This window comes from Pseudoroseomonas sp. WGS1072, assembly GCF_049340465.1.
GTDB lineage: Bacteria > Pseudomonadota > Alphaproteobacteria > Acetobacterales > Acetobacteraceae > Pseudoroseomonas.
The window spans coordinates 343,785-367,413 of record NZ_JBMPSU010000002.1; the positions used below are offsets into that span (position 1 = coordinate 343,785).

The window sequence follows — 23,629 nt, forward strand, 5'->3', positions numbered from 1 at the left end:
CATGACGCGGAAGGAAGCCGCCGGCCCGCTGGCCGGGCTGCGGGTGGTCGAGATGGCCGGCATCGGGCCCGGGCCGCTGGCCGCCATGCTGCTGGCCGATCTGGGCGCCGAGGTGACGCGGATCGACCGCCCGGCCCCGCCCGGCCGGCTGATGCCGCTGGGCCCGGCGGAGGACATGGTCGGCCGGGGTCGGCGGGAGGTGGCGCTCGACCTGAAGAGCCCCACGGGCGTGGCGGCGGCGCTCGATCTCATCGGCGGCGCGGATGCGCTGATCGAGGGCTTCCGGCCCGGCGTCATGGAGCGCCTCGGCCTCGGCCCGGAACCCTGCCTCGCCCGCAATCCGCGCCTCGTCTATGGCCGCATGACCGGCTGGGGCCAGGATGGACCGCTGGCCCGGGCCGCCGGGCACGATCTCAACTATCTCTCGCTCACCGGCCTGCTCGCCGCCATCGGCCGGCCCGGCGAGCGGCCGGTGCCACCGCTGAACCTGGTCGCGGATTATGGCGGCGGGGCGATGTTCCTGGTCATGGGGCTGCTCGCCGCCCTGCTGGAGCGGGAGCGATCCGGGCAGGGGCAGGTGGTGGACGCGGCGATGACCGACGGCGCCGCCGCCCTGGCCACCGCCTTCTACGGCCTGCGGGCCGCCGGGCGCTGGTCGCTCGCGCGCGGCGACAACCTGCTCGACGGCGGCGCGCCCTTCTACGACACCTACGAGACCGCCGATGGCCGCCATCTCGCCGTCGCCTGTCTGGAAGCGCCCTTCTTTGCCGAGATGGCGCGGCGCATCGGGCTCGACGCGCGCTTCGTCGAGCGACAGCGCGACCGGGCGGTCTGGCCGGAGATGCGCGCCGAGATGACGCGGATCTTCCTCCGCCGCAGCCGCGCCGAATGGGTGGCGCTGCTGGAGGGCAGCGATGCCTGCGTCACCGGCGTGCTGGACATGGACGAGGCGCCGCACCACCCGCACAACCGCGCGCGCGGCCTGTTCCAGGACAGGCTCGGCCATCCCTGCCCCGCCCCGGCGCCCCGCTTCTCCCGCACGCCGGGCCGGCGGGCGGGAGAATAGGGACGGCTCAGCGCCAGTTGGCGGCGGGAACCTTCTTCACGCGCGCGGTCAGCTCCTGGAAGCTGTCGATCTCGCCCTCCCAGAACTGGTCGATCAGGTCGCGATTGGCCATGGCCCAGGCGGCCACGCGCTCGAACTCGGCCTGCGGAACGCCGCCGGTGACCTGCATGGCGAGAGGCTCCAGGATCACCAGGGTCAGGCGGGCCGGATCGTAGCGCGTGCCGGGGGTCAGGCCGATCACCACCTGCTCGGCGCCATGGCCGCGCCGCAGCCAGACCACCACCGAGAGGCCGGTCAGGTGCGAGCGCAGGCTGACCATATCACCGGCGCCGGAAGACGCGGGCTCCTCCGCGGGGGTCCGATCCGCGGGCCGCGCGGGCGGGGGCGCCGCGGGCTCGGCGGGGCGGGGCGACGCAACGGCGCGCGGAGGCGGCGGAGGCGGTTCGGGCGGGGGCGCCAGATCCTCGGCCGTGGCGGCGCGCAGCCGCATGCCCGCATCGTCGGAGCCGAGGACGATCGAGGTGTCGGCGGCGAAGACCATCTGCAACGCCTCCTCGAAGGCGGCGCGGAAGGCGTCAGCCGACTGTCCCGGCGTGCCGTAGCGCGCCTGCAACTCGGGCCAGGGCACCTGCACCACCTGCCCGGCCGGCGCATCCGCCAGCGCCTGCCGCGTCCAGGCATGCGCGTCGATCGCCAGCGGCTCGGTCGCCAGGACATGCAGGATGCGGCTGTCGAGGCGGATCTGCTGTTCCATCAGGCTGGCGTGGAAGCGCGCATTGAGGCGCAGTTGCGGCGGCCACTCCGGCTTCGTCTTCCGGCTGCGGCCCCGCGCGTCGAAGACGCTGAGCGGCGCCTGCCCGTCGAAGCCCAGGGTGAGCTTGCACGCCAGGAGCAGGTCCAGCTGGCGGGTGATCTCCTCCGCGACCGGCGCCGTCGCCGGCACGCGCATGGCCTCGGCCAGGGCCGCGACATCCGCGCCAAGCTCCACCAGCGGGCTGGCCTGCCGAACCGCCTGATCGCAGATATGGATCAGCAGGAGCCGCAGGCACCAGCCATGGGGCGGCACCTGTTCGGGCTCGGCGGTCTCCAGCGCCAGGGCCAGGCCCTCCGCCTCGCGCCGCCAGTGGCCCGGCACGGCCGCCAGCGGCAGGGCGAGCTTGCAGAACGCCCGGTGCAGGGACAGGCCGCCGGTGCTCGTGACAGGATCGTGCAAGGGAGCTTCCGTGGCAGGCGGGACGACGAGATTCATCTCAGAGAGAGTCCAGTCTAGTCGAAAGAGACGGTGGTCCGGCGGGTCGCCGGACGATGAAGGCTGCGCCCGGGCCGGATCGGCACAGGCAGGACTGCCGGCGGGTCGGATGCCTTCCCCGCATTCGGCAGGCCGGGAAAAGCAGGACGGATGGCGGCTGGACGACCGACCTGTCCCCGCCGGTTGTGGAACTCCGCGGCGCCAGATTGCGCGAAGGTCGGGCTGGCGCGGCGATGGATAGTTTCCACGGGATACTATGGGCTTTGCCGGCCTTTATCCAGACCTCATCGCGCCGCAATCGTATCGCTTCGTCGCAAAATTCAGGGGCGCGCGGTCAGGCGCGCGGATAGGGTCCGGTGAAGAGATCGCCCAGCGCCCAGCGGCGCCGATAGGTCAGCCATCGCTGTTGGCGGTGATAGGGGCGGTCGTGCCGCATGTGACAGCGCTGGCAAAGGCTGCGCAGGTTGCGCGGGCTGTTGTGGGTCGGGTCGTGGTCCAGATGCGCGGCGGCCAGCACAACATGGGTGACGCGCAGGGCGTTGAGGGCGCTGTCATCGGGGGCCGCGCAGCGTCGGCCCCGCCCGTCGCGCCACTGCCCCTTCCCCGCATCGTACCAGCGGCCGTCCGGCAGGCAGGCGATGCGGTCGCCATGCGGCCGGCCGCAGGCCTCGCACCGCCCACCCGCCCGGACGAAGCGGATCATGCGGCTGAGCTGTGGCCAGTCGATCGGATAGAGCCAGCGAAGATCGTGCCGGATCGGCATGAAATCCTTTTATCACAAGGGGCGACTCGGCGGGAAGCCCGGAGCGGCGCGGGATGCCGGGAACAATGGGCCGCCGGTGTTGAAACCCGGTGCCCGAAAAAATGCTTGGCCCCGCGCGTGGGTTGTGGCTTGCCTTGCCGTATCAGCATGGCACCCCGACGGATACCATGCTGAACGCCATGCTTTCTTTCGCCGGCTGGGAGGCCGCCATCTCCGATCGCGTCCTCCCCGGCCCGGCCCTTCAGCCCCGCCTCTCGCGCGATCTCGCCGCGGCGTCCGACGAGGCGCTGCTGGCCTGGGCCGGTGAAGGCGACCGGACGGCCTTCGACCAACTGGCGCTGCGGCACCTGGGGCGGCTTCACCAGGTGGCGCTGCGCATCACCGGCCGGCCGGCCGAGGCGGAGGAGGCGGTGCAGGACGCCATGCTGTCAGCCTGGCGCAACGCGACCCGCTTCGATCCGGCGCGCGCCCGGGCCGGCACCTGGCTCTACAGCATCACCGCCCATGCGGCAATCGACCGCGCGCGGCGGCCGGCGCCGATGCCGCTGGAGGCGGCCGGTGACCCCGCCGACCCTGCCGCCGACCCCGAGACCCGCCTCGCCGAGCGGCAGCGGCAGGAACAGCTCCAGGCGGCCATGGCCGACCTGCCGCCGCGGCAGCGCGCCGCCCTGGCGCTGGCCTACGACCAGGGCCTGAGCGGCGCGGAGGCTGCCGCCGCCCTTTCCGTTTCCCTGCGCGGCCTGGAAGGGCTGCTGCGCCGCGCCCGCGGGCTGCTCGCCGCCCGGCTGCGCGGGACGCCGGAGTAGACCTGCATGCGGATCGAGGATCTGTCCCGCCTGCTCGAGACCCATGGCGCCGATCCGGCGCGCTGGCCGCCCGCGCGGCGCGCCGCCGCCCTGGCCCTGCTGGAGACCTCCGCCGAGGCACGGCGGCGGCGCGCGGCGGCGGCGGCGGTCGATGCCCTGCTGCGCGAGAGCCTGCCCGAGCCGGATGCCGAGACGCTGGCGCGCATGCGGGACCGGCTGGCCCGGGCGATCGCGCGTGCGCCGCTGCCGGAGGCGCCGCGCCGCGGCCCGCCGGTGCTGCGCTGGCTGCGACCGCTGGTGCCGGCGGGCTGCGGCGCGCTGGCGGCGCTGGCCACCTGCCTGCTGCTCATGGGCCTCTCCTCCTGGCCGCGCGGCCCGGCGCCGGAGGAGGTGCTGGGCGCGCCGCGCCTGCTGGCGATGATGATGGAGAGCGGGGAATGAGGCCGTCCCGTTCCTGGCTGCTGCGGGGCGCCCTGGGTGCTTCCCTGGGCGCCTCCCTGGCGCTGAACCTGGTGCTCGGCTACCTGCTGCAGGCCGGGCCGCAGCGCGGGCCGGATGTCGATCGGGCGCAGGCCCGCATCGAGCGCGTCCTGTCCGAGCCCGACCGTCTCGTCTTCCACCGCGCCATGGAGGCCGGCCGGCCGGAATTCCAGGCCGCGCTGCGCGAGCACCGCCAGGGCCGGCCCGCCGTGGCCGAGGCGCTGGCGGCGGAACCTTTCGACCCCGAGGCGATGCGCGCTGCCATGGCGCAATCCCGGGCACGCTGGCAATCCTTCAGCACATCGTTCGAGAACAGCATGATACAAGGCTTTGCCGCCATGTCGCCCGAGGGACGCAGGCGGGTCGCGAAGGATATGCGCGGGCGCGGCGGCCAGCGGAGTGGGCAGAAGTAAGGCATGCCCCTGTTGCCGGTACCGGGCCGTTTTCCGGCCATCCCGCTGCTGCTCGGCCTGCTCGCCGCCTGCGGCCCACGCCCCGAGCCGGTGCTCTCCGGCCTCGGCCCCGCGCCGGCCTTCCGGGCGGCCGATCCCGCCGCGCCGGTGCATTGGCCCGATCCCGAATGGTGGCGCGGTTTCCGCGCGCCGGAGCTGGACCGGCTGATGGCGCTCGCCATGCAGGGCAATTTCGATCTCGCCGCCGCCGCGGCGCGGGTGCGGCAGGCCGATGCCCAGCTCCGCATCACCGGCGCCGCCCTGCTGCCCACCGTGGGCGTCGATGCCGGCGTGACGCAGGCCCGCTCTGTGGCCAGCGGCGCCGCGCGCGACCGCAACTCGACGCGCTACGACGCCACGCTCTCGGCCAGCTACGAGGTCGATTTCTGGGGCCGCAACCGCTCCCTCGCCGAGGCGGCGGCGGCGGATGCGCGGGCCAGCCGCTTCGACGTCGGCACCGTGCTGCTGACCACGGAGGCTTCCGTCGCCAACACCTACTTCCAGGTCCTGGCGGCGCGCGAGGAATTGCGCACGCAGCAGGAGAACCTGGCGGCGGCCCGGCGCATCCTGGGCATCATCCGCCAGCAGGTGAACTTCGGCACCGCGACCGGCCTCGACCTGGCGCAGCAGGAGACCGTGGTGGCGCAGCTGGAGGCCAGCATACCGGGACTGCGGCAGACCGCCGACCAGGGGATCAATGCCCTGGCGCTGCTGACCGGGCAGCCGCCCGCCGCGCTGCGGGTGACGCCGGATGCCTTCGACCGCCTCGCGGTGCCGGCGGCGGCGCCCGGACAGCCGGCGGAGCTGCTGGCGCGGCGGCCGGATGTGCTCGCCGCCGAGGCCGCCCTGGCCGCCGCCAATGCCAATGTCGCCGCCGCCCGCGCCGCGCTGCTGCCGAACCTGACGCTCAGCGCCTCCGGCGGCGTGCAGTCGGCCGCTCTCGGAACGCTGCTGCGGCCCGAGGCGCAGTTCTTCTCCCTGGTGGCCGGGCTGGCGCAGACCGTCTTCGACGGCGGGGCGCTGCGCGGCCAGGTCGCGCTCAGCCGCGCCCAGGCCGAGGCGCTGCTGGTGGAGTACCGGCGCGCCATCGTCACCGCCCTGTCGGACACGGAGGACGCGCTGGTGGCGCTGCGCGACACCGCCGAGCAGGAACGGCTGCGCGGCGAGGCCAATGCGCGGGCGCAGCGCGCCTACGACATCGCCGAGGCGCAGCTGCGCGCCGGCACCATCGACCTGATCACCCTGCTCAACACCCAGCAGACCCTGTTCTCCACCCGCGTCAGCCTGGTGCAGGCGCGGCTCGCCCGGCTGCAGGCCGCCGTCGCGCTGTTCCGCGCGCTCGGCGGCGGCTGGCGGTGAGGACAGCGCCGCGGATGTCCCGATGACACGCTCCCGTATCCTCATCCTCCTCCTGCTGGTGCTCGGCCTTGCGGCGGGCGGCTGGTACTTCTGGCAGCAGCGGCAGGCGGCCTCGCCGGCGAGCCGCACGGCGGCGGAGACGGCGCCGGGACGGCCCGGCCAGGCCGGCAGCGGCCGCGGCGCCGCCATGGGGGGCATCCCGATCCCCGTCGCCGTCGCGGCCGCCGAACGGCGCGACCTGCGGCTGACCCTCGATGTGCTGGGCACGGTCCAGGCGCTGAACGCCATCACCGTGCGCTCCCAGGTCAGCGGCATCCTGACGGAGGTGCCGTTCCACGAGGGGCAGGAGGTCGAGGCCGGGGCGGTGCTGGCCCGCATCGACGACCGCACCTACGCCGCTGCCCTGGCCCAGGCCGTCGCCAAGAAGGCCTACGACCAGGCGCAGCTCGAGAATGCGCGCACCGACCTGCGGCGCTACCAGGGACTGCTCGCCGCCAATGGCGTGACCCGCCAGCAGGTGGACACGCAGCGCGCCCAGGTGGCGATGTACGAGGCGCAGGTGGCGCAGGACCAGGCCGCCATCGACACCGCCCGCACCCAGCTCGACTACACGGTCATCCGCGCCCCCATCGCCGGGCGCGTCGGGCTGCGGCAGGTCGATCCGGGCAACCTTGTCGGCGCCGGCGACAGCACCGGCATCGTCTCGGTGACGCAGATGCGTCCGATCGGCGTGAACTTCACCATCCCGCAGGGCGAGCTGCCGCGCCTGCGCCGCGCCATGGCGGCGGGGCCGGTGACGGTGGAGACCATCCCGGAGGCGGGGCCAGGCCGGAGCGCCGCGCCGCTGCGCGGCACGGTGCAGACTGTGGACAACCAGGTCGACGCGGCGACCGGCACGGTGAAGGTCAAGGCGGTCTTCCCCAACGAGGAGACGAGCCTCTGGCCCGGCGCCTTCGTCAGCCTCCGCCTCGCCGTCGAGACCGTGCCGGACGCCGTGGTGGTGCCGCTGGTGGCCGTGCAGCAAGGGCCGAGCGGCCCCTATGCCTTCGTCGTCTCGCCCGAGGGCGACAGGGTGGGGCAACGCCCGCTGGTGCTCGGCGCCGTGACGCAGACGGAGGCGGCGATCCGCGACGGGTTGCAGTCCGGCGAGCGGGTGGTGATCTCGGGCGGGCTCCGGCTGAACGATGGCAGCAGCGTCGTCCTGGCTGACCCGGCCGCGCCGGCCGCGCCCACCGCCGGCGGCGGCCAGCCCCGCCGCCAACGCCGCGCCGAAGCCGCGCCGTGAACATCTCCGCCCCCTTCATCGCCCGCCCCGTGGCCACCACGCTGCTGGCCGTCGCGGTGCTGCTGGCCGGCCTGTTCGGCTATCTCCGGCTGCCCGTGTCCTCGCTGCCGGAGGTGGATTTCCCGACCATCGAGGTGACCACCCAGCTGCCCGGCGCCTCGCCGGACACCGCCGCCGTGCTGATCACCGCGCCGCTCGAACGGCAGTTCGCGCAGATCGCCGGGCTGCAGGTGATGTCCTCCGTCAGCGGGCCGGGGGTCAGCCGCATCACCCTCCAGTTCCGCCTCGACAAGGATCTGGACGAGGCCGCGCAGGACGTGCAGGCGGCGCTGGACGCGGCGCGTGGCACGCTGCCCTCCACCCTGCCCTACCCGCCGGTCTACTCCAAGGTGAACCCGGCGGACCCGCCGGTCATCACCCTGGCCCTGACCTCCGAGAGCCTGCCGATCATGCGCCTGTCGGACCTCGCGGACACGCTGCTGGCGCAGAAGCTCTCCCAGGCGAGCGGCGTCGGCCGGGTGACGGTGCAGGGCAATATGCGCCCGGCGGTGCGATTGCAGGTCGATCCGCTGCGGCTCGCCGCCTATGGCATCAGCCTGGAGACGGTCCGCGCCGCCATCGCGGCCGCCAACCAAAATTCGCCGAAAGGCTCGCTGGACGGGCCGCGCCAGGCCTCGCAGATCCTGGCCAACGACCAGATCGCCAGCGCGGCCGAGTTCGCCGAGGTCATCATCGCCTGGCAGAACGGCGCCCCCGTGCGGCTGCGCGACGTGGGCGAGGCGGTGGAATCGCTGGAGAACGAGCGCAACGGCGCCTGGTTCAACGGCCGCCCCGCCGTGCTGATCGACGTGCAGCGCCAGCCCGGCGCCAATATCGTGCAGACCGTGGAGCGCATCCAGGCGGTGCTGCCGGAGCTCACCGCCGCCATGCCGGCCGGCGCGCGGCTGGCCGTCGTCTCGGACCGGACCGAGACCATCCGCGCCTCGGTGCACGAGGTGCAGTTCACCCTGGTGCTCTCGGTCGCGCTCGTCGTCGGCGTGGTCTGGCTGTTCCTCGGCAGCGGGCGCGCCACGCTGGTGCCGGCGGTCTCGCTGCCGCTCTCCATCATCGGCACCTTCGGCGTCATGGCCATGATGGGCTACTCGCTCGACAACCTGTCGCTGATGGCGCTGACCATCGCGACCGGCTTCGTCGTCGATGACGCCATCGTCATGATCGAGAACATCGTCCGGCTGATCGAGAAGGGCGAGCATCCGCTGGCCGCCGCCTATGCCGGCTCGAAGCAGATCGCCTTCACCATCGTCTCGCTGACGCTGTCGCTGATCGCCGTCTTCATCCCGCTGCTGTTCATGGAAGGCGTCGTCGGCCGGCTGTTCCGCGAGTTCGCCGAGACGCTGACCGCCGCCGTGCTGGTCTCCATGGTGGTCTCGCTGACGCTGACGCCGATGATGTGCGCCCTGCTGCTGCGTCCCGGCCACCATCCGGGCTGGCTGTCGCGCCGCTTCGAGGCCGGCTTCGAGCGGCTGCGTCTGGCCTACGGGAAGGCGCTGGACCTGACCCTGCGGCACCAGGGGCTGACCCTGCTGGTGGCGGCGCTGACGGTCGCGCTGACCGCCTGGCTCTACGTCGTCATGCCCAAGGGCTTCCTGCCGCTGCAGGACACCGGGCTGATCACCATCACGACGGAAGCGCCGCAGGATGCCTCCTTCGCCCGCGCCGCCGAGATCCAGTCGCGCATGGCGGAGGTGGTGCGGGCCGACCCCGCGGTCGCCGCCGTCACCGCCGTGGCCGGGGCCAGCACCGTCAACCCGGCGCAGAACAGCGGGCGCATCACCGCCGTGCTCAGGCCGCGCGCCGAGCGCGACCTCGATGCCCAGGGCATCATCGCCCGCCTGCAGCCGCAGCTCGACGCCATCCCCGGCGGCACCGCCTGGCCGCAGGCCGCGCAGGACATCCAGATCAGCCCGCGCGTCAGCACCACCCAGTACCAGTACACCCTGACGGATTCCGATGCCGCCACCCTCTCGCTCTGGGCGCCGCGGGTCCTGGAGCGGCTGCGCGACATTCCGGGCCTGCGCGACGTCGCGACCGACCAGCGCCAGAACGGGCTGCGCCTCGTCGTCGAGGTCGATCGCGACCGCGCGGCGCGGCTCGGCATCAGCATGCAGGACGTCGACAACGTCCTCTACAACGCCTATGGCCAGCGGCAGATCTCGACCATTTATGGTCAGAGCAACCAGTACCGCGTGGTGCTGGAGATTGCCGACCGGCTGCGCGGGGATCCGACCGCGATCGGCCAGCTGCGCGTGCCGGGCACCGACAACGCCCAGGTGCCGCTGGCCGAGATCGCCCGCTTCGACCGCGCCAGCGGGCCGCTGGTGGTCACGCGGGAGAACCAGTTCCCCGCCGTGACCATCAGCTTCAACCTGGCTGAGGGCGTGTCGCTCGGGCAGGCGGTGAGCGCCATCGCCGCCGCCGAGCGCGAGATCGGCCTGCCCGACAGCGTCACCGGACGCTTCGCCGGGGATGCCGCCGAGTTCAACACCAGCCTGGCCGGCCAGCCCTGGCTGATCCTGGCCGCGGTGGTGGTGATCTACATCGTGCTCGGCGTGCTCTACGAGAGCCTGATCCATCCGGTCACCATCCTCTCGACCCTTCCCTCGGCCGGAATCGGCGCGCTGCTGGCGCTGGAGTTCGCGGGGCTGGATCTCTCGGTGGTCGGGCTGATCGGCATCATCCTGCTGATGGGCATCGTCAAGAAGAACGCCATCATGATGATCGACTTCGCGCTCGAGGTGCAGCGGGATCATGGCATGGCGCCGCGCGAGGCGATCCGCGAGGCGGCGCTGCTGCGCTTCCGCCCGATCATGATGACCACCGCCGCCGCGCTGCTCGGCGCCCTGCCGCTGGTGCTGCAATCCGGCACGGGCTCCGAGCTGCGCCTGCCGCTCGGCGTCTCCATCGTCGGCGGGCTGCTGCTGTCGCAGCTGGTCACGCTTTTCACCACTCCGGCGGTCTATCTCGCCATGGAGGCGGTGCATGCTTCGGTGATGCGGCGCTGGCGCGGCGCGCCGGCGGCGGCGGAATAGGACGGGGCGGTGTTCTCCATCTCGGGGCCCTTCCTGCGCCGGCCGATCGCCACCCTGCTGCTGGCGCTCGGCCTGGCGCTGGCCGGGCTGGTGGCGCTGCGGGAGCTGCCGGTCTCGGCCATGCCGCGCGTCGATATCCCGACCATCTTCGTCAGCGTCAGCCAGCCCGGCGCCAATCCGGAGACGCTGGCGGCCACGGTGATCGCGCCGCTGGAGCGGCGCATCGGCGAGATCGCCGGCATCACCGAGATGACCTCCAACGCCAGCAGCGGCAGCGGCAACATCATCATCCAGTTCGATCTCTCGCGCCGGCAGGCCGATGCGGCGCGGGACGTGCAGGCGGCGGTCAACGCCGCGCGCCAGGACCTGCCCTCCGGCCTGCCCAATCCGCCGCAGGTGCGCAAGGTGAACCCGGCCGACGCGCCGGTGCTGATCCTGGCCATGACCTCCGACACGCTGCGGCCCACCGCGCTCTACGACGTGGCCGACAGCATCGTCGCCACGCGGCTGTCGCAGGTGAAGGGCGTGGCGCAGGTGCAGGTGGGGGGCGCCGACCAGCCGGCGGTGCGCGTCGCGGTCGATCCAGCCGCCGCCGCCGCCGCCGGCGTCTCCTTCGAGGAGATCCGCACCGCCATCAACGAGGCCAATGTCACCCAGCCGCTCGGCCATATCGAGGGGCCGGCGCAGTCGATGAGCCTCGCCGCCAACGACCGCATGAGCCGTGCCGCGGAATACGCGACGGTGGTGGTCAAGACCGCGGACGGCGGCATCCTGCGCCTGTCGCAGATCGCCTCGGTGACGGACGCCACGCGCTCGCGCCGCCAGGCCGCCTGGTTCAACGAGCGGCCGGCCATCCTGATGATGGTCTTCAAGCAGGCGGATGCCAATGTGCTGGAGGTGGTGGACGGCATCCTCGACCAGCTGCCGCGGCTGCGGAGCTGGGTGCCCGGCGGCATCGACGTCGAGATCATGAGCGACCGTTCCGGCACCATCCGTGCCAGCGTGGAGGAGGTCGAGCTGACGCTGCTGCTCACCGTGGCGCTGGTGATCGCCGTCGTCGCCCTTTTCCTGCGCCGGACGGGACCCGTTCTGGCGGCCAGCGCCACGGTGCCGCTCTCCTTGCTCGGCACGCTCTTCATCATCTGGCTGATGGGCTACTCGCTCAACAACTTCTCGCTGATGGCGCTGATCGTGTCGGTGGGCTTCGTGGTGGACGACGCCATCGTCATGATCGAGAACATGGCCCGGCTGCGCGAGCGCGGCCTGCCGCCGATGCAGGCGGCGCTCGAGGGGGCGCGGCAGATCGGCTTCACCATCGTCTCGATCACCCTCTCGCTGGTCGCCGTCTTCATCCCCCTGCTGGCCATGGACGGCATCGTCGGGCGGCTGTTCCGCGAGTTCTCGGCCACGCTGGCGATCGCCGTCGGCATCTCCGCCGTCCTCGCCCTGACCCTGACGCCGGTGATCGCGGCCTTCCTGGAGCGGCCCGGTCACCAGCGGCCGCCCGGCCGGCTCTCACGCGGCTTCGAGCGGCTGCTGGCGGGCGTGGTGCGCGGCTACCTGCGCTCGCTCGCCGTGGCACTGCGCTGGCGGCGCAGCATGTTGCTCCTGAGCCTGGGCCTGGTGGTCCTGACGGTCTGGCTCTACGTGGTGGTACCCAAGGGCTTCTTCCCCGAGCAGGACACGGGATTGCTGGCGGGCACCGCCCAGGCGGCGCCGGACACCTCCTATGCCGCCATGACGGCGCTGCAGCAGGAGGTGACGCGGATCATCCTGCGCGATCCGGCCGTGGCGACGGTCGGCGCCTCCGTCGGCGGCAGCAGCTTCAACGCCGGCACCAACTCCGGCCAGCTCTACATCTCCCTGAAGCCGCGCGAGGACCGCGACGCCTCGGCCACCCAGGTCATCGACCGGCTGCGCGCGCCGCTCTCCCGGATCCCGGGGGTGAACGTCTTCCTGCGCTCGCAGCAGGATCTCTTCGTCGGCGGCCGGCCGGGCAATGCCGCCTATTCCTATGTCCTGCTCGGGGCTGACCTCGAGGAGCTGCGGCGCTGGACCAATGTCATGGTCGAGAAGCTGCGCACCGTCCCCGGGATCAACGATGTCTCCAGCGATCAGGAGCGGTCCGGCCTGGTGAACCGCCTGGTGATCGACCGCGATGCGGCGGCGCGGCTCGGCGTCTCCATCACCGATATCAGCGCGGCGCTCAACAACGCCTTCTCGCAGCGGCAGGTCTCCACCATCTACGGTGCGCGCAACCAGTACAAGGTCGTGCTGGAGATCGATCCGGGGCTGCAGCGGGACGCCACCCAGCTGCAGCGCATCTTCCTCCCCGGCACGGACGGCGCGCAGGTGCCGCTCGGCGCCGTGGCCCGCGTGGAGCGCGATGTGGCGCCGCTCCGGGTCACGCATCGCGGCCAGTTCCCGGCGACCACGATCAGCTTCAACCTCGGCCCCGGCCTGGCGCTCAGCGACGCGACGGCGCTGGTGCAGCAGGCCGAACGGGAGGCGCTGCTGCCCGGCTCGATCCGCTCGCAGTACGGCGGCAATGCCGCGGCCTTCCAGGACTTCACGCGCTCCCAGCCGCTGCTGATCCTGGGCGCCATCCTGGCCATCTACATCGTGCTCGGCGTGCTCTACGAGAGCTACATCCATCCGCTGACCATCATCTCCACCCTGCCCACGGCCGGGCTTGGCGCGCTGCTGGCCCTGTTGCTGACCGGCCTGCCCTTCTCGGTCATGGCGCTGATCGGCGTCATCCTGCTGATGGGCATCGTCAAGAAGAACGCCATCATGCTGGTCGATTTCGCCCTGGAGCACGAACGGGAGGAAGGCCGCGGCAGCGAGGCCGCGATCCTCGCCGCCTGCCAGGATCGCTTCCGGCCGATCCTGATGACCACCCTGGCGGCGCTGCTGGGCGCCGTGCCGCTGGCCATCGGCATCGGCACCGGCGCCGAGATGCGCCAGCCGCTCGGCGTGACCATCATCGGCGGCCTGATCGTCTCGCAGCTGCTGACGCTCTACACCACCCCGGTGATCTTCCTGGCGCTCGACCGCTGGCGCCGCCGCCCGGTGATGGCGCCGCAACCGGCGGCGGGCGAATGAACCGGCCTCCCGTGAAGGTGAGATGCCACCTAGGCCGGATCGGGCGATAGGCGCGCGCATGATCCCGATCCGCCGCTCCCCTCTCCTGCCGTCCCGCCGCGCCCTGCTGTCCGGTGCGGCAGGGCTTGCCCTGGCACAGCGCGCGGCGCTCGCCGGGCCGGCCTCGCCGCCGCGCCCCTATGCGCCTCCGCGCGCCGAGGAATGGGCCGTGTCCAGCCGGGCCGGGCGCGACTACCGCATCCTGCTCTCCTGGCCCGAGGGGCCGCCGCCCGCCGCCGGCTTCCCCGTCCTCTACGCCCTGGACGGCGCGGCCTTCTTCGACGTGCTGACAGCGAGCATGCGCTGGCGGCCGGCGGCGGCCCAGGGCATCGTCGCCGCCATCGATTTTCCCGAGGACGAGGCCGACCGGCGCCGTCGGGACCGGGAGTTCCTGCCCGGAGGCCCGCAGAACGCGGCGGCCCTGCTGGACTTCATCGCCACGGAGCTGGAGGCCGCCCTCGCCGTGCGGCTGCCGCTCGATGCCGCGCGGCGCGGCCTGTTCGGCCATTCCTATGGCGGCCTCTTCGCCCTGCACGCGCTGTTCACGCGGCCCGCGCTGTTCCGCACCGTCCTGGCCGCCAGCCCTTCGGTCTGGTGGAAGGACCGCGCCATCGAGCACGAGGCGGAGGCCTATCTGCGCGCACCTCCGCCGCCCGTGCCGCCCCGCCTGCTGCTGACCTATGGCAGCGAGGAGCGGCGGCGCGGCGACACCACGCGGCTCGGCATGGGCGAGGGCGTGGAAGGGCTCGCTGCCCTGTTGCGGGATCATCCCGCGCATCTGGAGACGTTGTCGGTTCAGGCTTTCCCGGGTGAGGGGCATGGCAGCGTGCGCGCGGCCGCGGCCAACCGCGCCATCGATTTCTGCTTTCCCGCCACAGGCGTTCCGCGCCGGCCGGCGCCTTGACTTGCGGGGCGAAAGGACTAGCCTGGGCATTATTAAGAACGATTGTCATTTGCATGCTCTGAAGCGCGTTCCCGCGGCGCGCTGCCCCTCATCCGATCTCTCGGGGAAGCGGTGCGGCCTTCGCGGACACGCTTGAGCACTCCTTCCCGCGTGAAGCGGGCCTGTGCCTCAGGCCCCACAACCAGGAGCTTCGCTTTCGTGACCCATTCGCCGCGCCTCTCGCGCCGACACGCCCTCGCCCTCTTCGCCGGTGCCTTCTGCGCCACGCGCCTGACGGCCGCGCGGGCCCAGGCACAGGGCCAGGCGGCTGTCGAGCAGAACGCCAGGTTCGCCGCCGGCCTCTACGAGATCGTCTTCAGCGCGTCACAGAACCGCCTCTATGTCGCCGCCGCCGGCGTGCGCGGCGCCGATGACGCGCGTCTCTTCGCCGTCGATCCGGGCACGCTGGAGGCGAAGAGCTTCCTCGAGCTGGGCGACGAGCCGGCTTTCGGCCTCGGGCTGAACGACCGCCGGCACCGGCTCTACACCACCAACACGCGCAGCGGCAGCGTCTCGGTGATCGACACGCAAAGCAGCAAGCTGCTCGGCAAGCTGGCCGAGGGCGAGAAGGCGCATGTCCGCCAGGTGGTCGTGGATGACGAGAAGGATGTCGTCTATGTCTCGGTCTTCGGGGCGCGCGGGGCGCCGAGCCAGGTCTGGGTGATCGACGGCGCCACGCAGAAGATCGCGCATGTGCTGCAGGATGGCCTGGACGGCGGCATCACCGGCCTGGCGCTGGACCGCGCCGGCAACCGCCTCTTCGCGACGGCGCTGCAGAGCAACGAGATCGTCGAGATCGATCTGGGCAGCCGCGCGGTGAAGCGCCGCTTCGCCTCCGGCGGCGAGGGCGCGGTCAACGTCGCCTACGACCCCGCCGGCCGGCGTCTCTTCGTCACCAATCAGAAGAGCGGCACGCTGACGGTGCTGGACGCCGGCAGCGGCGCGCTGGTGAAGAGCATCGAGACCGGCGCGGGCGCCCTCAGCCTGGCGCTGAACCCGCCCCGGGGCCTGGTCCTGGTCGCCAACCGCCAGGCCGGCACGGTGAGCCTGGTCGATGCCGCCTCGCTGACGGTGCGCGACAGCCTGGTGACGGGGACGCATCCGCAGACCATCGCCGTCGATCCGGCGGGCGGCCGGGCCTGGGTGACCAACAAGGCGCGCTCGGCGCCGCGCGGCCAGCCGCCGGTCGAGGACCCGCAGGGCGACACCGTCAGCCTGATCCGCCTCTGAGGTGATGATGATGGGAGGCTTCTCCATGCCGGAGGCGGACGGGCGGACCGCCGGCCCTGTCCCGGCGCCCGAGCCGCCTCCCCTGGCCTTCCTCTCGGGCGAGAGCAGCCTGCTCGGCTGGGGTTGCCGGCGCCGTCTGCCGCCCGGGGGCGCCGACAGCCTGGGCGAGCGGGTGGCGCGGTTCTTCGCCGCCGCGCCGGACGGCCCGGCGGTGGTGGCCGGCGCCCTGCCCTTCGACCGCGCGGCACCGGACCACCTGCTGCAACCCGACCGGCTGGAGCGTGGCGGGCGCGTGGCCGGTCTCGCCACCCCCGCTCCCGCCGCATCCGGCGGAGCCTGGCGCCTGGTGCCGCGGCCCTCGGCCGCCGCCTATGCGGATGCGGTGCGCCAGGCGCTGGCCCGGATGGCGGCCGAGATGGAGCGGCCCGGGATGCTGGCCGAGGGGGCGCTGACCAAGATCGTGCTCTCCCGCGGGCTGCTGGCCCGCTCCGAGGGCCCGATCGATACCGTGGCGCTGCTGGACCGGCTGGCCGCCGACCCCGCCGTGACCGGCTTCCGCCTGCCCCTGCCCGCGGGGCCCGGCGGCGCGCCGCGCTGGCTGATGGGCGCCACCCCGGAACTGCTGCTGCGCAAGCGGGGCGGCGCCATCCTCTCGCATCCCCTGGCCGGCTCCGCGCGGCGCCACGCGGATGCGGCGGCCGACCGCGCCGCCGGGGAAGCCCTGCTGCGCTCCGAGAAGGACCGCCGCGAGCATCGCATCGTGTCCGACTACATCCTGGACACCCTGTCCCCCTGGTGCCGCCGCCTCGCCGCGCCGGACGGCATCACGCTGAGCCGCACCCGCACCCTGTGGCACCTCGGGACCCGGATCGAGGGGGAGCTCAGGGACCAGGCCGTGCTCTCGGCCACCCTGGCGGCGGCGCTGCACCCGACACCCGCCGTCTGCGGCCAGCCGCGCGCCCGCGCCGCGGCGCTGATCCGCGAGATCGAGCCGGAGGATCGCGGCTTCTATGCCGGCGCGGTCGGCTGGTGCGACGCCTCGGGCGATGGCGACTGGTTCGTCACCATCCGCTGCGCCGAGATTGCCGGCGACACCGCGCGGCTCTATGCCGGGGCCGGCATCGTCCCCGGCTCCAGCCCGGAGGGCGAGGCTGACGAGACCGCCGCCAAGTTCGGCGCCCTGCTCGATGCGCTGGGCGCTGGCGATGCCGCCAGGGAGTGCCCACCGTGAATCCGCCCGGCCCGCCCCCCACCGGACTGCGCCCTCTGCGCCAGGACTGGCCCGCTGAATTCGCCGAACGCTACCGCGCCGCCGGCTACTGGCGCGGCGAGACCTTCCCGGGCTTCCTGCGGCAGCGCGCCGCGGAGCGGCCGGAGGCCATCGCCATCGTCGACCGCGAGCGGCGCTGGAGCTATGCCGAGCTGTGGCGGCGCGCCGAGGCGCATGCGGCGGGCTTTCTGGCCCGCGGCCTGCGGCCCGGAGAGCGGGTGGTGGTGCAGCTGGGCAATATCGCCGAGTTCTTCTCGGTGGTCTTCGGCCTGTTCCGCGCCGGCCTCGTGCCGGTCTATGCCCTGCCGGCGCACCGCATCACCGAGATCGCTCATTTCGCCCGCCGCGCCGAGGCCAGCGCCTATGTCGTCGCCGACCGTCAGGACGGCTTCGACTACCGCGACCTCGCCCGCGCCCTCCAGGCGGATGTGCCGGCGGTCCGGCACGTCGTCGTGGTCGGCGAGCCGGGGGAATTCACCGCGCTGGAGGATTGCGTCGCCGCGCCCGAGGGCCTGCCGCCCGACCCCGACCCGCAATCCGTCGCCTTCCTGCAGATCTCCGGCGGCAGCACCGGCCTGTCGAAACTGATCCCGCGCACGCATGACGACTATATCTACAGCTTCCGCGCCAGCAACGAGATCTGCGGCGTCACGGCCGACAGCGTCTTCCTCGTGGCCCTGCCGGCGGCGCACAACTTCCCGATGAGCTCGCCCGGCCACATGGGCGCGCTCCATGCGGGCGCGCGCGTGGTGCTCAGCCCCTCCCCCGACCCTGGCACCGCCTTCCCGCTGATCGAGCGCGAGCGCGTCACCATCACCGGGCTGGTGCCGCCGCTCGCCCTGCTCTGGCTGCAGGCGGCGCCGGCGCGGCGGCACGACCTCTCCAGCCTGCAGGTATTGCTGGTCGGCGGCGCCAAGTTCACGCCCGAGGGCGCGAAGCGCGTTCGCCCGGTGCTGGGCTGCACCCTGCAGCAGGTCTTCGGCATGGCGGAGGGGCTGGTGAACTACACCCGGCTGGACGACCCCGAGGAGATCATCGTCAACACCCAGGGCCGGCCGATCAGCCCGGATGACGAGGTGCTGGTCGTCGATGACCTCGGCAACCCCGTCGCGGAGGGCGAGGCCGGGCATCTGCTGGCGCGCGGACCCTATACCATTCGCGCCTACCACAATGACGACGCGGCCAATGCCCGCTCCTTCACGGCGGATGGCTACTACCGCACGGGTGACATCGTGAAGCGGCTGCCGGGCGGCTATCTCGTCGTGCAGGGCCGCGCGGGCGATCACATCAACCGCGCCGGCGAGAAGATCTCCGCCGAGGAGATCGAGGATCACCTGCTGGCGCATCCGGATGTCTTCGATGTCGCCATCGTCTCCATCCCGGACGACTTCCTGGGCGAACGGAGCTGCGCCTTCGTGATCGCGCAGGGCGCGGCGCCGCCGCGGCCGGCGGCGCTGAAGGCCTGGATGCGGCAGCGCGGCATCGCCGACTTCAAGGTGCCGGACCAGATCGTCTTCGTCGAGCGCTTCGCCACCACGGCGGCGCTGAAGATCAGCCGCAAGGAGCTGCGCGCCCGGCTGCGCGCCGAGTTCCTGCAGGCGGGCGGCGCGGCATGAGCCAGCCCGGGCTGCCGCAGATCGCGCCCTATCCCCTGCCTGATGCCGCGGAGATTCCCGCCGCCCGCGCCTCCTGGTCGCTGCAACGCGACCGCGCGGCGCTGCTGGTGCACGACATGCAGCACTACTTCCTGCGCCCCTACGCCCGGGAGGCCGATCCGATCGCGACGGTGATCCGCAACATCGCGCGCCTCGCCGGGGCCTGCCGCGCCGCGGGCATCCCGATCTTCTACACCGCGCAGCAGGGCGACCAGGACCGGCGCGACCGCGGCCTGCAGGCCGATCTCTGGGGGCCGGGCATGAGCGGCGCGCCGGAGCATCAGCCGATCCTGCCCGCCCTGGCGCCGCAGCCGGGCGACTTCGTTCTGGTGAAGCACCGCTACAGCGCCTTCCAGCGCAGCAACCTCGAGACGCTGATGCGCGCGCGGGGCCGCGACCAGCTGGTCATCTGCGGGATCTACGCCCATATCGGCTGCCTGCTGACCGCTGCCGAGGCCTTCATGCGCGACATCGAACCTTTCTTCGCCGCCGACGCGGTGGCTGATTTCTCGCGAGACAAGCACGACATGGCCCTGTCCTACATCGCCGGAGTCTGCGGCGTGCCGCGCAGCACCGACCAGCTGGTGGCCGCGCTGTGAGCGCGCCGCCCCTGACGCGCGAGGCGATGCGCGCCGATATCGCCCGTCTGCTGCACGAGGAGCCGGAGGCCATCGCCGGCGACGACAACCTGCTCGACCTCGGCCTGGATTCCATGCGGGCGATGAACCTGCTGACGCGCTGGAACGAGGGCGGCCTCGACCTCGACTTCAGCGAGTTCGCCGAGACGCTGACGCTCGACGCCTGGTGGGCCATCGTGCAGCGCCGCGTCGCCCAGCGGGACGTTCAGCGGAACGTGCAGCATGGATGCGGCTGACCAGCGCGGGATCGCACCGGCCGCCGGACCCGTCGCGGCGCCGCTGACCGAGGCCCAGGCCGGCCTCTGGTACGCGCAGCGGCTGGACCCCGCCAACCCGATCTTCAACACCGGCCACTACCATGACATCCGCGGGCCGCTGGATGTCGCCGCCTTCCGGCGGGCGGTGGATACCACCGTGGCCGAGGCCGACGCCCTGGCGCTGCGCATCGGCGAGGAGGCCGAGGGCCCGGTGCAGAGCCTGGACGAGAGCCTGCGGCCCTGGCTCGAGGTCATCGACCTCACCACCCTGCCCGACCCCGAGGCGGCCGCCCGTGCCGCCATGGCGCGTGACATGGCGGCCGCCGGCGGCGAGCGCCTGGCGGCGATGCGGCTCTACCGCCTGGGACCGCAGCGCTTCTTCTGGTACCAGCGCGTGCATCACCTGGCGGTGGACGCCTTCGGCGCGGCGCTGCTGGCCCGCCGCGTGGCCCGGCTCTACGCCGAGGCGTCGCGTCAGGGACCGGCGGGCGTGGAGGCGGGCGCCGATCCTCCGCTGCCCGGCTTCGCCCTGGCGCTGGAGGAGGACGCCGCCTATCGCGCCTCGCCCCGTCGGGCGCAGGACGCGGCCTATTGGCGTGACGCCCTGCGGGGGCTCGGCGAGGTGGTCAGCCTCTCGCCCCTGCCGCCCGCCGCGCAGGCCGGCGCCTCGGCCCACTTCGTCCATCGCCATGCGATGCCGATCGGGCAGGAGGTCGAAGCCCGCCTGCAGCAGGTGGCGGCGGAGGCCGATGTCCCCTGGCCGGACGTGCTGGCGGCGCTGATCGGCGCCTATTGCCAGCGCCATGCCGGGGCGGAGGAGAGCGTCGTCGGCATCGCCTTCATGGCCCGGCTGGGCAGCCGCGCGGCGCGCGTCCCGGCCATGCTGATGAACGTCCTGCCCCTGCGCCTGCGGCTGGACGAGACGGCGCCGTTCGGCACCGTCCTGGCGGAAGTGGCGCGCCAGCTCACGCGGCTGCGGCGCCACGGCCGCTACCGCGGCGAGCAGATCCGGCGCGATCTCGGCCGGCTGGGCGGCGGCCGGCGGCTGCACGGCCCCATCATCAACCTGCTTCCCTTCGAGGAAAGACTGGTGCTGCCCGGCCTCGCCGCCGAGTTGCACATCCTCGGCACCGGGCCGGTGGAGGACATCACCTTCAACATCCGCGGCGGGGCGGCGGGGCTGCGGCTGGAGATCGAGGCCAACCCGACGCTCTACGAGGCGGCCGATCTCGCCGGTCATGCCGCGCGGCTGCGGCACTTCCTCGGCGCCGCCCTGGCCGCCCCCTCCCTGGCCGCCCCCTTCCTGGCCGAGGTGCCGACCGTCACGCCCGGGGAGGCGGAATGGCTGGTGCACGGCCTGAACGCCACGGCGCACCCGCTGCCGGAAACCACGCTCGCGGCCCTCATCGAGCGCCGCATGGCGGACAGTCCGGAAGCCGTGGCGGTCCTCGAGCCGGGCGGCCGGCGGCTGAGCTATGCCGCGCTCCAGGAACGCTCGGCCGGCCTCGCCGAGGCGCTGCGCCGCCGGGGCATCGGGCGAGGCGACCTGGTGGCGGTGATGCTGGACCGCTCCCTGGAGCTGATGATCGCGCTGGTGGCGGTCCTGCGCGCCGGTGCCGCCTATCTGCCGCTCGACGCCGGGCACCCGCCGGAGCGGGTGGCGCGGGTGCTGGCCTCGGCCCGGCCGGCCCTGGCGCTGGCGCCGGCCGCCGCGCCGCATCTCGCCGGCCACATGCCGCTGGTGCCGCCGGAGGACTGGCCGCGTTTCCCCACCCGCCCCCTGCCGCCCGGCCCGGCGCCGCAGGACGCGGCCTATGCCATCTTCACCTCCGGCTCCACCGGCGAGCCGAAGGGCGCGGTGATCGGCCACCGCGCCATCGTCAACCGCCTGGAATGGATGCGGGCGCAGTACGGCATCGGCGCCGCCGACCGCATCCTGCAGAAGACGCCGGCCACCTTCGACGTCTCGGTCTGGGAGTTCTTCCTGCCGCTGCTCAGCGGCGCCACCCTGGTGATGGCGCCCCCCGGGGCGCATCGCGACCCGGCGGCGATGGCGGCGCTGATCCGGTCCGAGGGCATCACCACGGCGCATTTCGTGCCGTCCATGCTGGCGGCCTTCCTGGCCGAGCCCGCCTCGCGCGGGCTGTCCCTGGCGCGCGTCTTCTGCAGCGGCGAGGAGCTGACGGCGGCCCTGCGCGACCGCTTCCACGCCACCCTGCGCGCCGACCTCCACAACCTCTATGGCCCGACCGAGGCGGCCGTCGATGTCAGCCACTGGAACGCGGGGCCGGAGGACCGCTCCAGTCCGGTGCCGATCGGCTTTCCCGTCTGGAACACCCGCCTCTACGTGCTGGACGAGCGGCTGCGGCCGGTGCCGCCGGGCGTCACGGGTCATCTCTTCATCGCCGGCGTGCAACTGGCGGAGGGGTATCTCGGCCAGCCGGCGCTGACCGCGCAGGCCTTCATCCCCGACCCCTTCCATCCCGGCCAGCGCATGTACCGCACCGGGGATCTGGCGCGGCTGCGGCGGGATGGCGCCATCGTCTTCCTCGGCCGCTCCGACCAGCAGCTGAAGCTGCGCGGCCTGCGGATCGAGCCGGGGGAGATCGAGGCCGCCCTGTCCGCCTCCCCCATGGTCGCGCAGGTCCGCGTCATCGCGCGCCAGGACGGCAGCGGCGAGAAGCGGCTCGTGGCCTATCTGGTACCGGGGCCGGCCTACGACCCGGCGGCACTGCGCGCCCATGTCGCGGCCCGCGTGCCGGACTACATGGTGCCGGCCGCCTTCGTGGCGCTCGACGCCCTGCCGGTGAATTCCAGCGGCAAGCTGGACCGCGCGGCCCTGCCGCAGCCGGAGTTCGGCGGCACCGCCGGCCGCGCGCCGCAGACCGCGACGGAAATGCGGCTCGCCGGCCTCTTCGCCGAGGTGCTGGGACTGCCGCGGGTCGGCGCGGAGGAGGATTTCTTCGAGCTGGGCGGGCATTCGCTGCTGGCGGTGACGCTGGCACGGCGCCTGCGCGAGAGCTTCGGCCGCGACCCGGGCCTCGGCGCCATCTTCGAGAACCCGACCGTCGCCCGGCTGGCGCCGCTGATGGAGGGCACCGGCGAGGCCGATCACGGCCTCGGCGCCCTGATCCGGCTGCGGCGGCAGCACGGCCAGGACGAGACCCGGCCGCCGCTCTTCACCATCCATCCGGCCGGCGGCATCGCCTGGTGCTACGCCACCCTGGCCCGCGCGCTCAGCCCCGGACGCGACGTCTACGGGCTGCAGGCGCCCCAGCTGGAAGGCGCCGCGCCGCCCGACAGCCTGGAGGCCCTGGCCGCCCGCTATGTCGAGACCATCCTGCCGGCGGCCGGAGAGGGGCCGGTCCACCTGCTGGGCTGGTCGGTCGGCGGCATCATCGCCCAGGCCATGGCGGCGCGGCTGCAGGCCCTGGGGCACAGGGTCGGCCTGCTGGCCCTGCTCGACGCCTATCCGAGCGACTGCTGGCGCGCCGAGCCGGAGCCGGACGAGGCCGCCGCGCTGCGGGCCCTGCTGGCCATCGCCGGGCACGACCCGGAGGCGCATCCCGAGCTGCGCGACCGCGCCGCCGTGGTGGCCTTCCTTCGCCGGGGCGGCAGCCCGCTCGGCCAGCTTCCCGGCTCGGTCCTCGACGGCGTGGTGCGCGTGGTGGAAGGCAACAACCGGCTGGTGCGGGCGCATCACCACGCCCGCTACGACGGGCCGGTCCTGCATGTCCGCGCCGCGCTCGACCATGCCGGACGCGACATCCGGCCCGAGTTCTGGGCGCCCTATGTCGGGCACTTGGAGGTGATCGACATTCCCGCCCTGCATGCCGAGTTGCCCGGCGCGGCGGCAACCTCGCGCATCGCCCCCCTGCTCGCCGCCGCCATGACCCGGCGCGAAGCACCGGCGGAAAGCGGGGCGAGGGACAGGAGGGATTGA

At 73.3% G+C, this 23,629-nt stretch carries 17 protein-coding genes; 15 read left to right on the top strand and 2 right to left on the bottom strand.

Annotation, left to right across the window (positions count from 1 at the left end; translation table 11 throughout):
- The first annotated feature begins 1 nt into the window (after position 1).
- A complete protein-coding gene (locus tag ACF3NH_RS19665; RefSeq protein WP_422925295.1) occupies positions 2-1,066 on the top strand; it encodes a CaiB/BaiF CoA transferase family protein in 1,065 nt (354 codons plus the stop codon).
- 7 nt (positions 1,067-1,073) lie between these two features.
- Here ACF3NH_RS19665 and ACF3NH_RS19670 read toward each other — a convergent pair whose 3' ends face one another.
- Positions 1,074-2,279: a replication initiation protein gene (locus ACF3NH_RS19670; RefSeq protein ID WP_422925297.1), complete on the bottom strand. Its 1,206-nt coding sequence runs from the start codon at positions 2,277-2,279 to the stop codon at positions 1,074-1,076.
- A gap of 370 nt (positions 2,280-2,649) precedes the next feature.
- Positions 2,650-3,078, bottom strand: coding sequence for a hypothetical protein (locus ACF3NH_RS19675; RefSeq protein ID WP_198366682.1), 429 nt, complete (start codon positions 3,076-3,078; stop codon positions 2,650-2,652).
- 179 nt (positions 3,079-3,257) lie between these two features.
- Between ACF3NH_RS19675 and ACF3NH_RS19680 the strand changes: the two genes are divergently transcribed.
- From ACF3NH_RS19680 to ACF3NH_RS19745, 14 genes are all read left to right on the top strand, one after another.
- The gene (locus ACF3NH_RS19680) at positions 3,258-3,884 is read left to right on the top strand and encodes a sigma-70 family RNA polymerase sigma factor (protein WP_422925299.1); all 627 of its coding nucleotides are present in this window, start codon (positions 3,258-3,260) and stop codon (positions 3,882-3,884) included.
- A gap of 6 nt (positions 3,885-3,890) precedes the next feature.
- Positions 3,891-4,325, top strand: a complete 435-nt coding sequence (locus tag ACF3NH_RS19685; protein ID WP_198366683.1) for a hypothetical protein — start codon at positions 3,891-3,893, stop codon at positions 4,323-4,325.
- On the top strand, positions 4,322-4,777 hold the full coding sequence (locus ACF3NH_RS19690) for a periplasmic heavy metal sensor (RefSeq protein WP_422925302.1): 456 nt from the start codon (positions 4,322-4,324) through the stop codon (positions 4,775-4,777). Before ACF3NH_RS19685 ends, ACF3NH_RS19690 begins: the two co-directional genes overlap by 4 nt.
- Before the next feature lie 3 nt (positions 4,778-4,780).
- A complete protein-coding gene (locus tag ACF3NH_RS19695; RefSeq protein WP_422925304.1) occupies positions 4,781-6,175 on the top strand; it encodes an efflux transporter outer membrane subunit in 1,395 nt (464 codons plus the stop codon).
- A 22-nt stretch (positions 6,176-6,197) separates the two neighbouring features.
- Positions 6,198-7,460: an efflux RND transporter periplasmic adaptor subunit gene (locus ACF3NH_RS19700; protein ID WP_422925306.1), complete on the top strand. Its 1,263-nt coding sequence runs from the start codon at positions 6,198-6,200 to the stop codon at positions 7,458-7,460.
- Positions 7,457-10,549, top strand: coding sequence for an efflux RND transporter permease subunit (locus ACF3NH_RS19705; RefSeq protein ID WP_198366687.1), 3,093 nt, complete (start codon positions 7,457-7,459; stop codon positions 10,547-10,549). Before ACF3NH_RS19700 ends, ACF3NH_RS19705 begins: the two co-directional genes overlap by 4 nt.
- 9 nt (positions 10,550-10,558) lie before the next feature.
- Positions 10,559-13,654, top strand: a complete 3,096-nt coding sequence (locus ACF3NH_RS19710) for an efflux RND transporter permease subunit (protein WP_422925308.1) — start codon at positions 10,559-10,561, stop codon at positions 13,652-13,654.
- Between the two features lie 58 nt (positions 13,655-13,712).
- Complete coding sequence (locus ACF3NH_RS19715; protein WP_422925310.1) at positions 13,713-14,597, top strand: alpha/beta hydrolase; 885 nt, start codon at positions 13,713-13,715, stop codon at positions 14,595-14,597.
- Between the two features lie 198 nt (positions 14,598-14,795).
- A complete protein-coding gene (locus tag ACF3NH_RS19720) occupies positions 14,796-15,866 on the top strand; it encodes a YncE family protein (protein ID WP_422925312.1) in 1,071 nt (356 codons plus the stop codon).
- 25 nt (positions 15,867-15,891) lie between these two features.
- Positions 15,892-17,097: an isochorismate synthase gene (locus ACF3NH_RS19725; RefSeq protein WP_422925314.1), complete on the top strand. Its 1,206-nt coding sequence runs from the start codon at positions 15,892-15,894 to the stop codon at positions 17,095-17,097.
- Positions 17,094-18,752 (top strand): (2,3-dihydroxybenzoyl)adenylate synthase, encoded by a 1,659-nt coding sequence (locus ACF3NH_RS19730; RefSeq protein WP_422925316.1) that lies wholly within the window; start codon positions 17,094-17,096, stop codon positions 18,750-18,752. Before ACF3NH_RS19725 ends, ACF3NH_RS19730 begins: the two co-directional genes overlap by 4 nt.
- Positions 18,749-19,390 (top strand): isochorismatase family protein, encoded by a 642-nt coding sequence (locus ACF3NH_RS19735; protein ID WP_422925318.1) that lies wholly within the window; start codon positions 18,749-18,751, stop codon positions 19,388-19,390. Before ACF3NH_RS19730 ends, ACF3NH_RS19735 begins: the two co-directional genes overlap by 4 nt.
- On the top strand, positions 19,387-19,665 hold the full coding sequence (locus ACF3NH_RS19740; RefSeq protein WP_370591999.1) for a phosphopantetheine-binding protein: 279 nt from the start codon (positions 19,387-19,389) through the stop codon (positions 19,663-19,665). Before ACF3NH_RS19735 ends, ACF3NH_RS19740 begins: the two co-directional genes overlap by 4 nt.
- Entirely contained in the window at positions 19,652-23,629 is a 3,978-nt protein-coding gene (locus ACF3NH_RS19745; RefSeq protein WP_422925320.1) for an amino acid adenylation domain-containing protein, read from the top strand. The genes ACF3NH_RS19740 and ACF3NH_RS19745 overlap by 14 nt, the downstream gene beginning before the upstream one ends.

Bases quoted from the DNA above. Each gene is read 5' to 3' on its own strand.
- ACF3NH_RS19695 (WP_422925304.1), top strand. From the start codon at position 4,781: ATGCCCCTGTTGCCGGTACCGGGCCGTTTTCCGGCCATCCCGCTGCTG.
- ACF3NH_RS19690 (WP_422925302.1), top strand. From the start codon at position 4,322: ATGAGGCCGTCCCGTTCCTGGCTGCTGCGGGGCGCCCTGGGTGCTTCC.
- ACF3NH_RS19735 (WP_422925318.1), top strand. From the start codon at position 18,749: ATGAGCCAGCCCGGGCTGCCGCAGATCGCGCCCTATCCCCTGCCTGAT.
- ACF3NH_RS19745 (WP_422925320.1), top strand. From the start codon at position 19,652: ATGGATGCGGCTGACCAGCGCGGGATCGCACCGGCCGCCGGACCCGTC.
- ACF3NH_RS19685 (WP_198366683.1), top strand. From the start codon at position 3,891: ATGCGGATCGAGGATCTGTCCCGCCTGCTCGAGACCCATGGCGCCGAT.
- ACF3NH_RS19700 (WP_422925306.1), top strand. From the start codon at position 6,198: ATGACACGCTCCCGTATCCTCATCCTCCTCCTGCTGGTGCTCGGCCTT.
- ACF3NH_RS19680 (WP_422925299.1), top strand. From the start codon at position 3,258: ATGCTTTCTTTCGCCGGCTGGGAGGCCGCCATCTCCGATCGCGTCCTC.
- ACF3NH_RS19715 (WP_422925310.1), top strand. From the start codon at position 13,713: ATGATCCCGATCCGCCGCTCCCCTCTCCTGCCGTCCCGCCGCGCCCTG.
- ACF3NH_RS19675 (WP_198366682.1), bottom strand. From the start codon at position 3,078: ATGCCGATCCGGCACGATCTTCGCTGGCTCTATCCGATCGACTGGCCA.
- ACF3NH_RS19725 (WP_422925314.1), top strand. From the start codon at position 15,892: ATGCCGGAGGCGGACGGGCGGACCGCCGGCCCTGTCCCGGCGCCCGAG.
- ACF3NH_RS19665 (WP_422925295.1), top strand. From the start codon at position 2: ATGACGCGGAAGGAAGCCGCCGGCCCGCTGGCCGGGCTGCGGGTGGTC.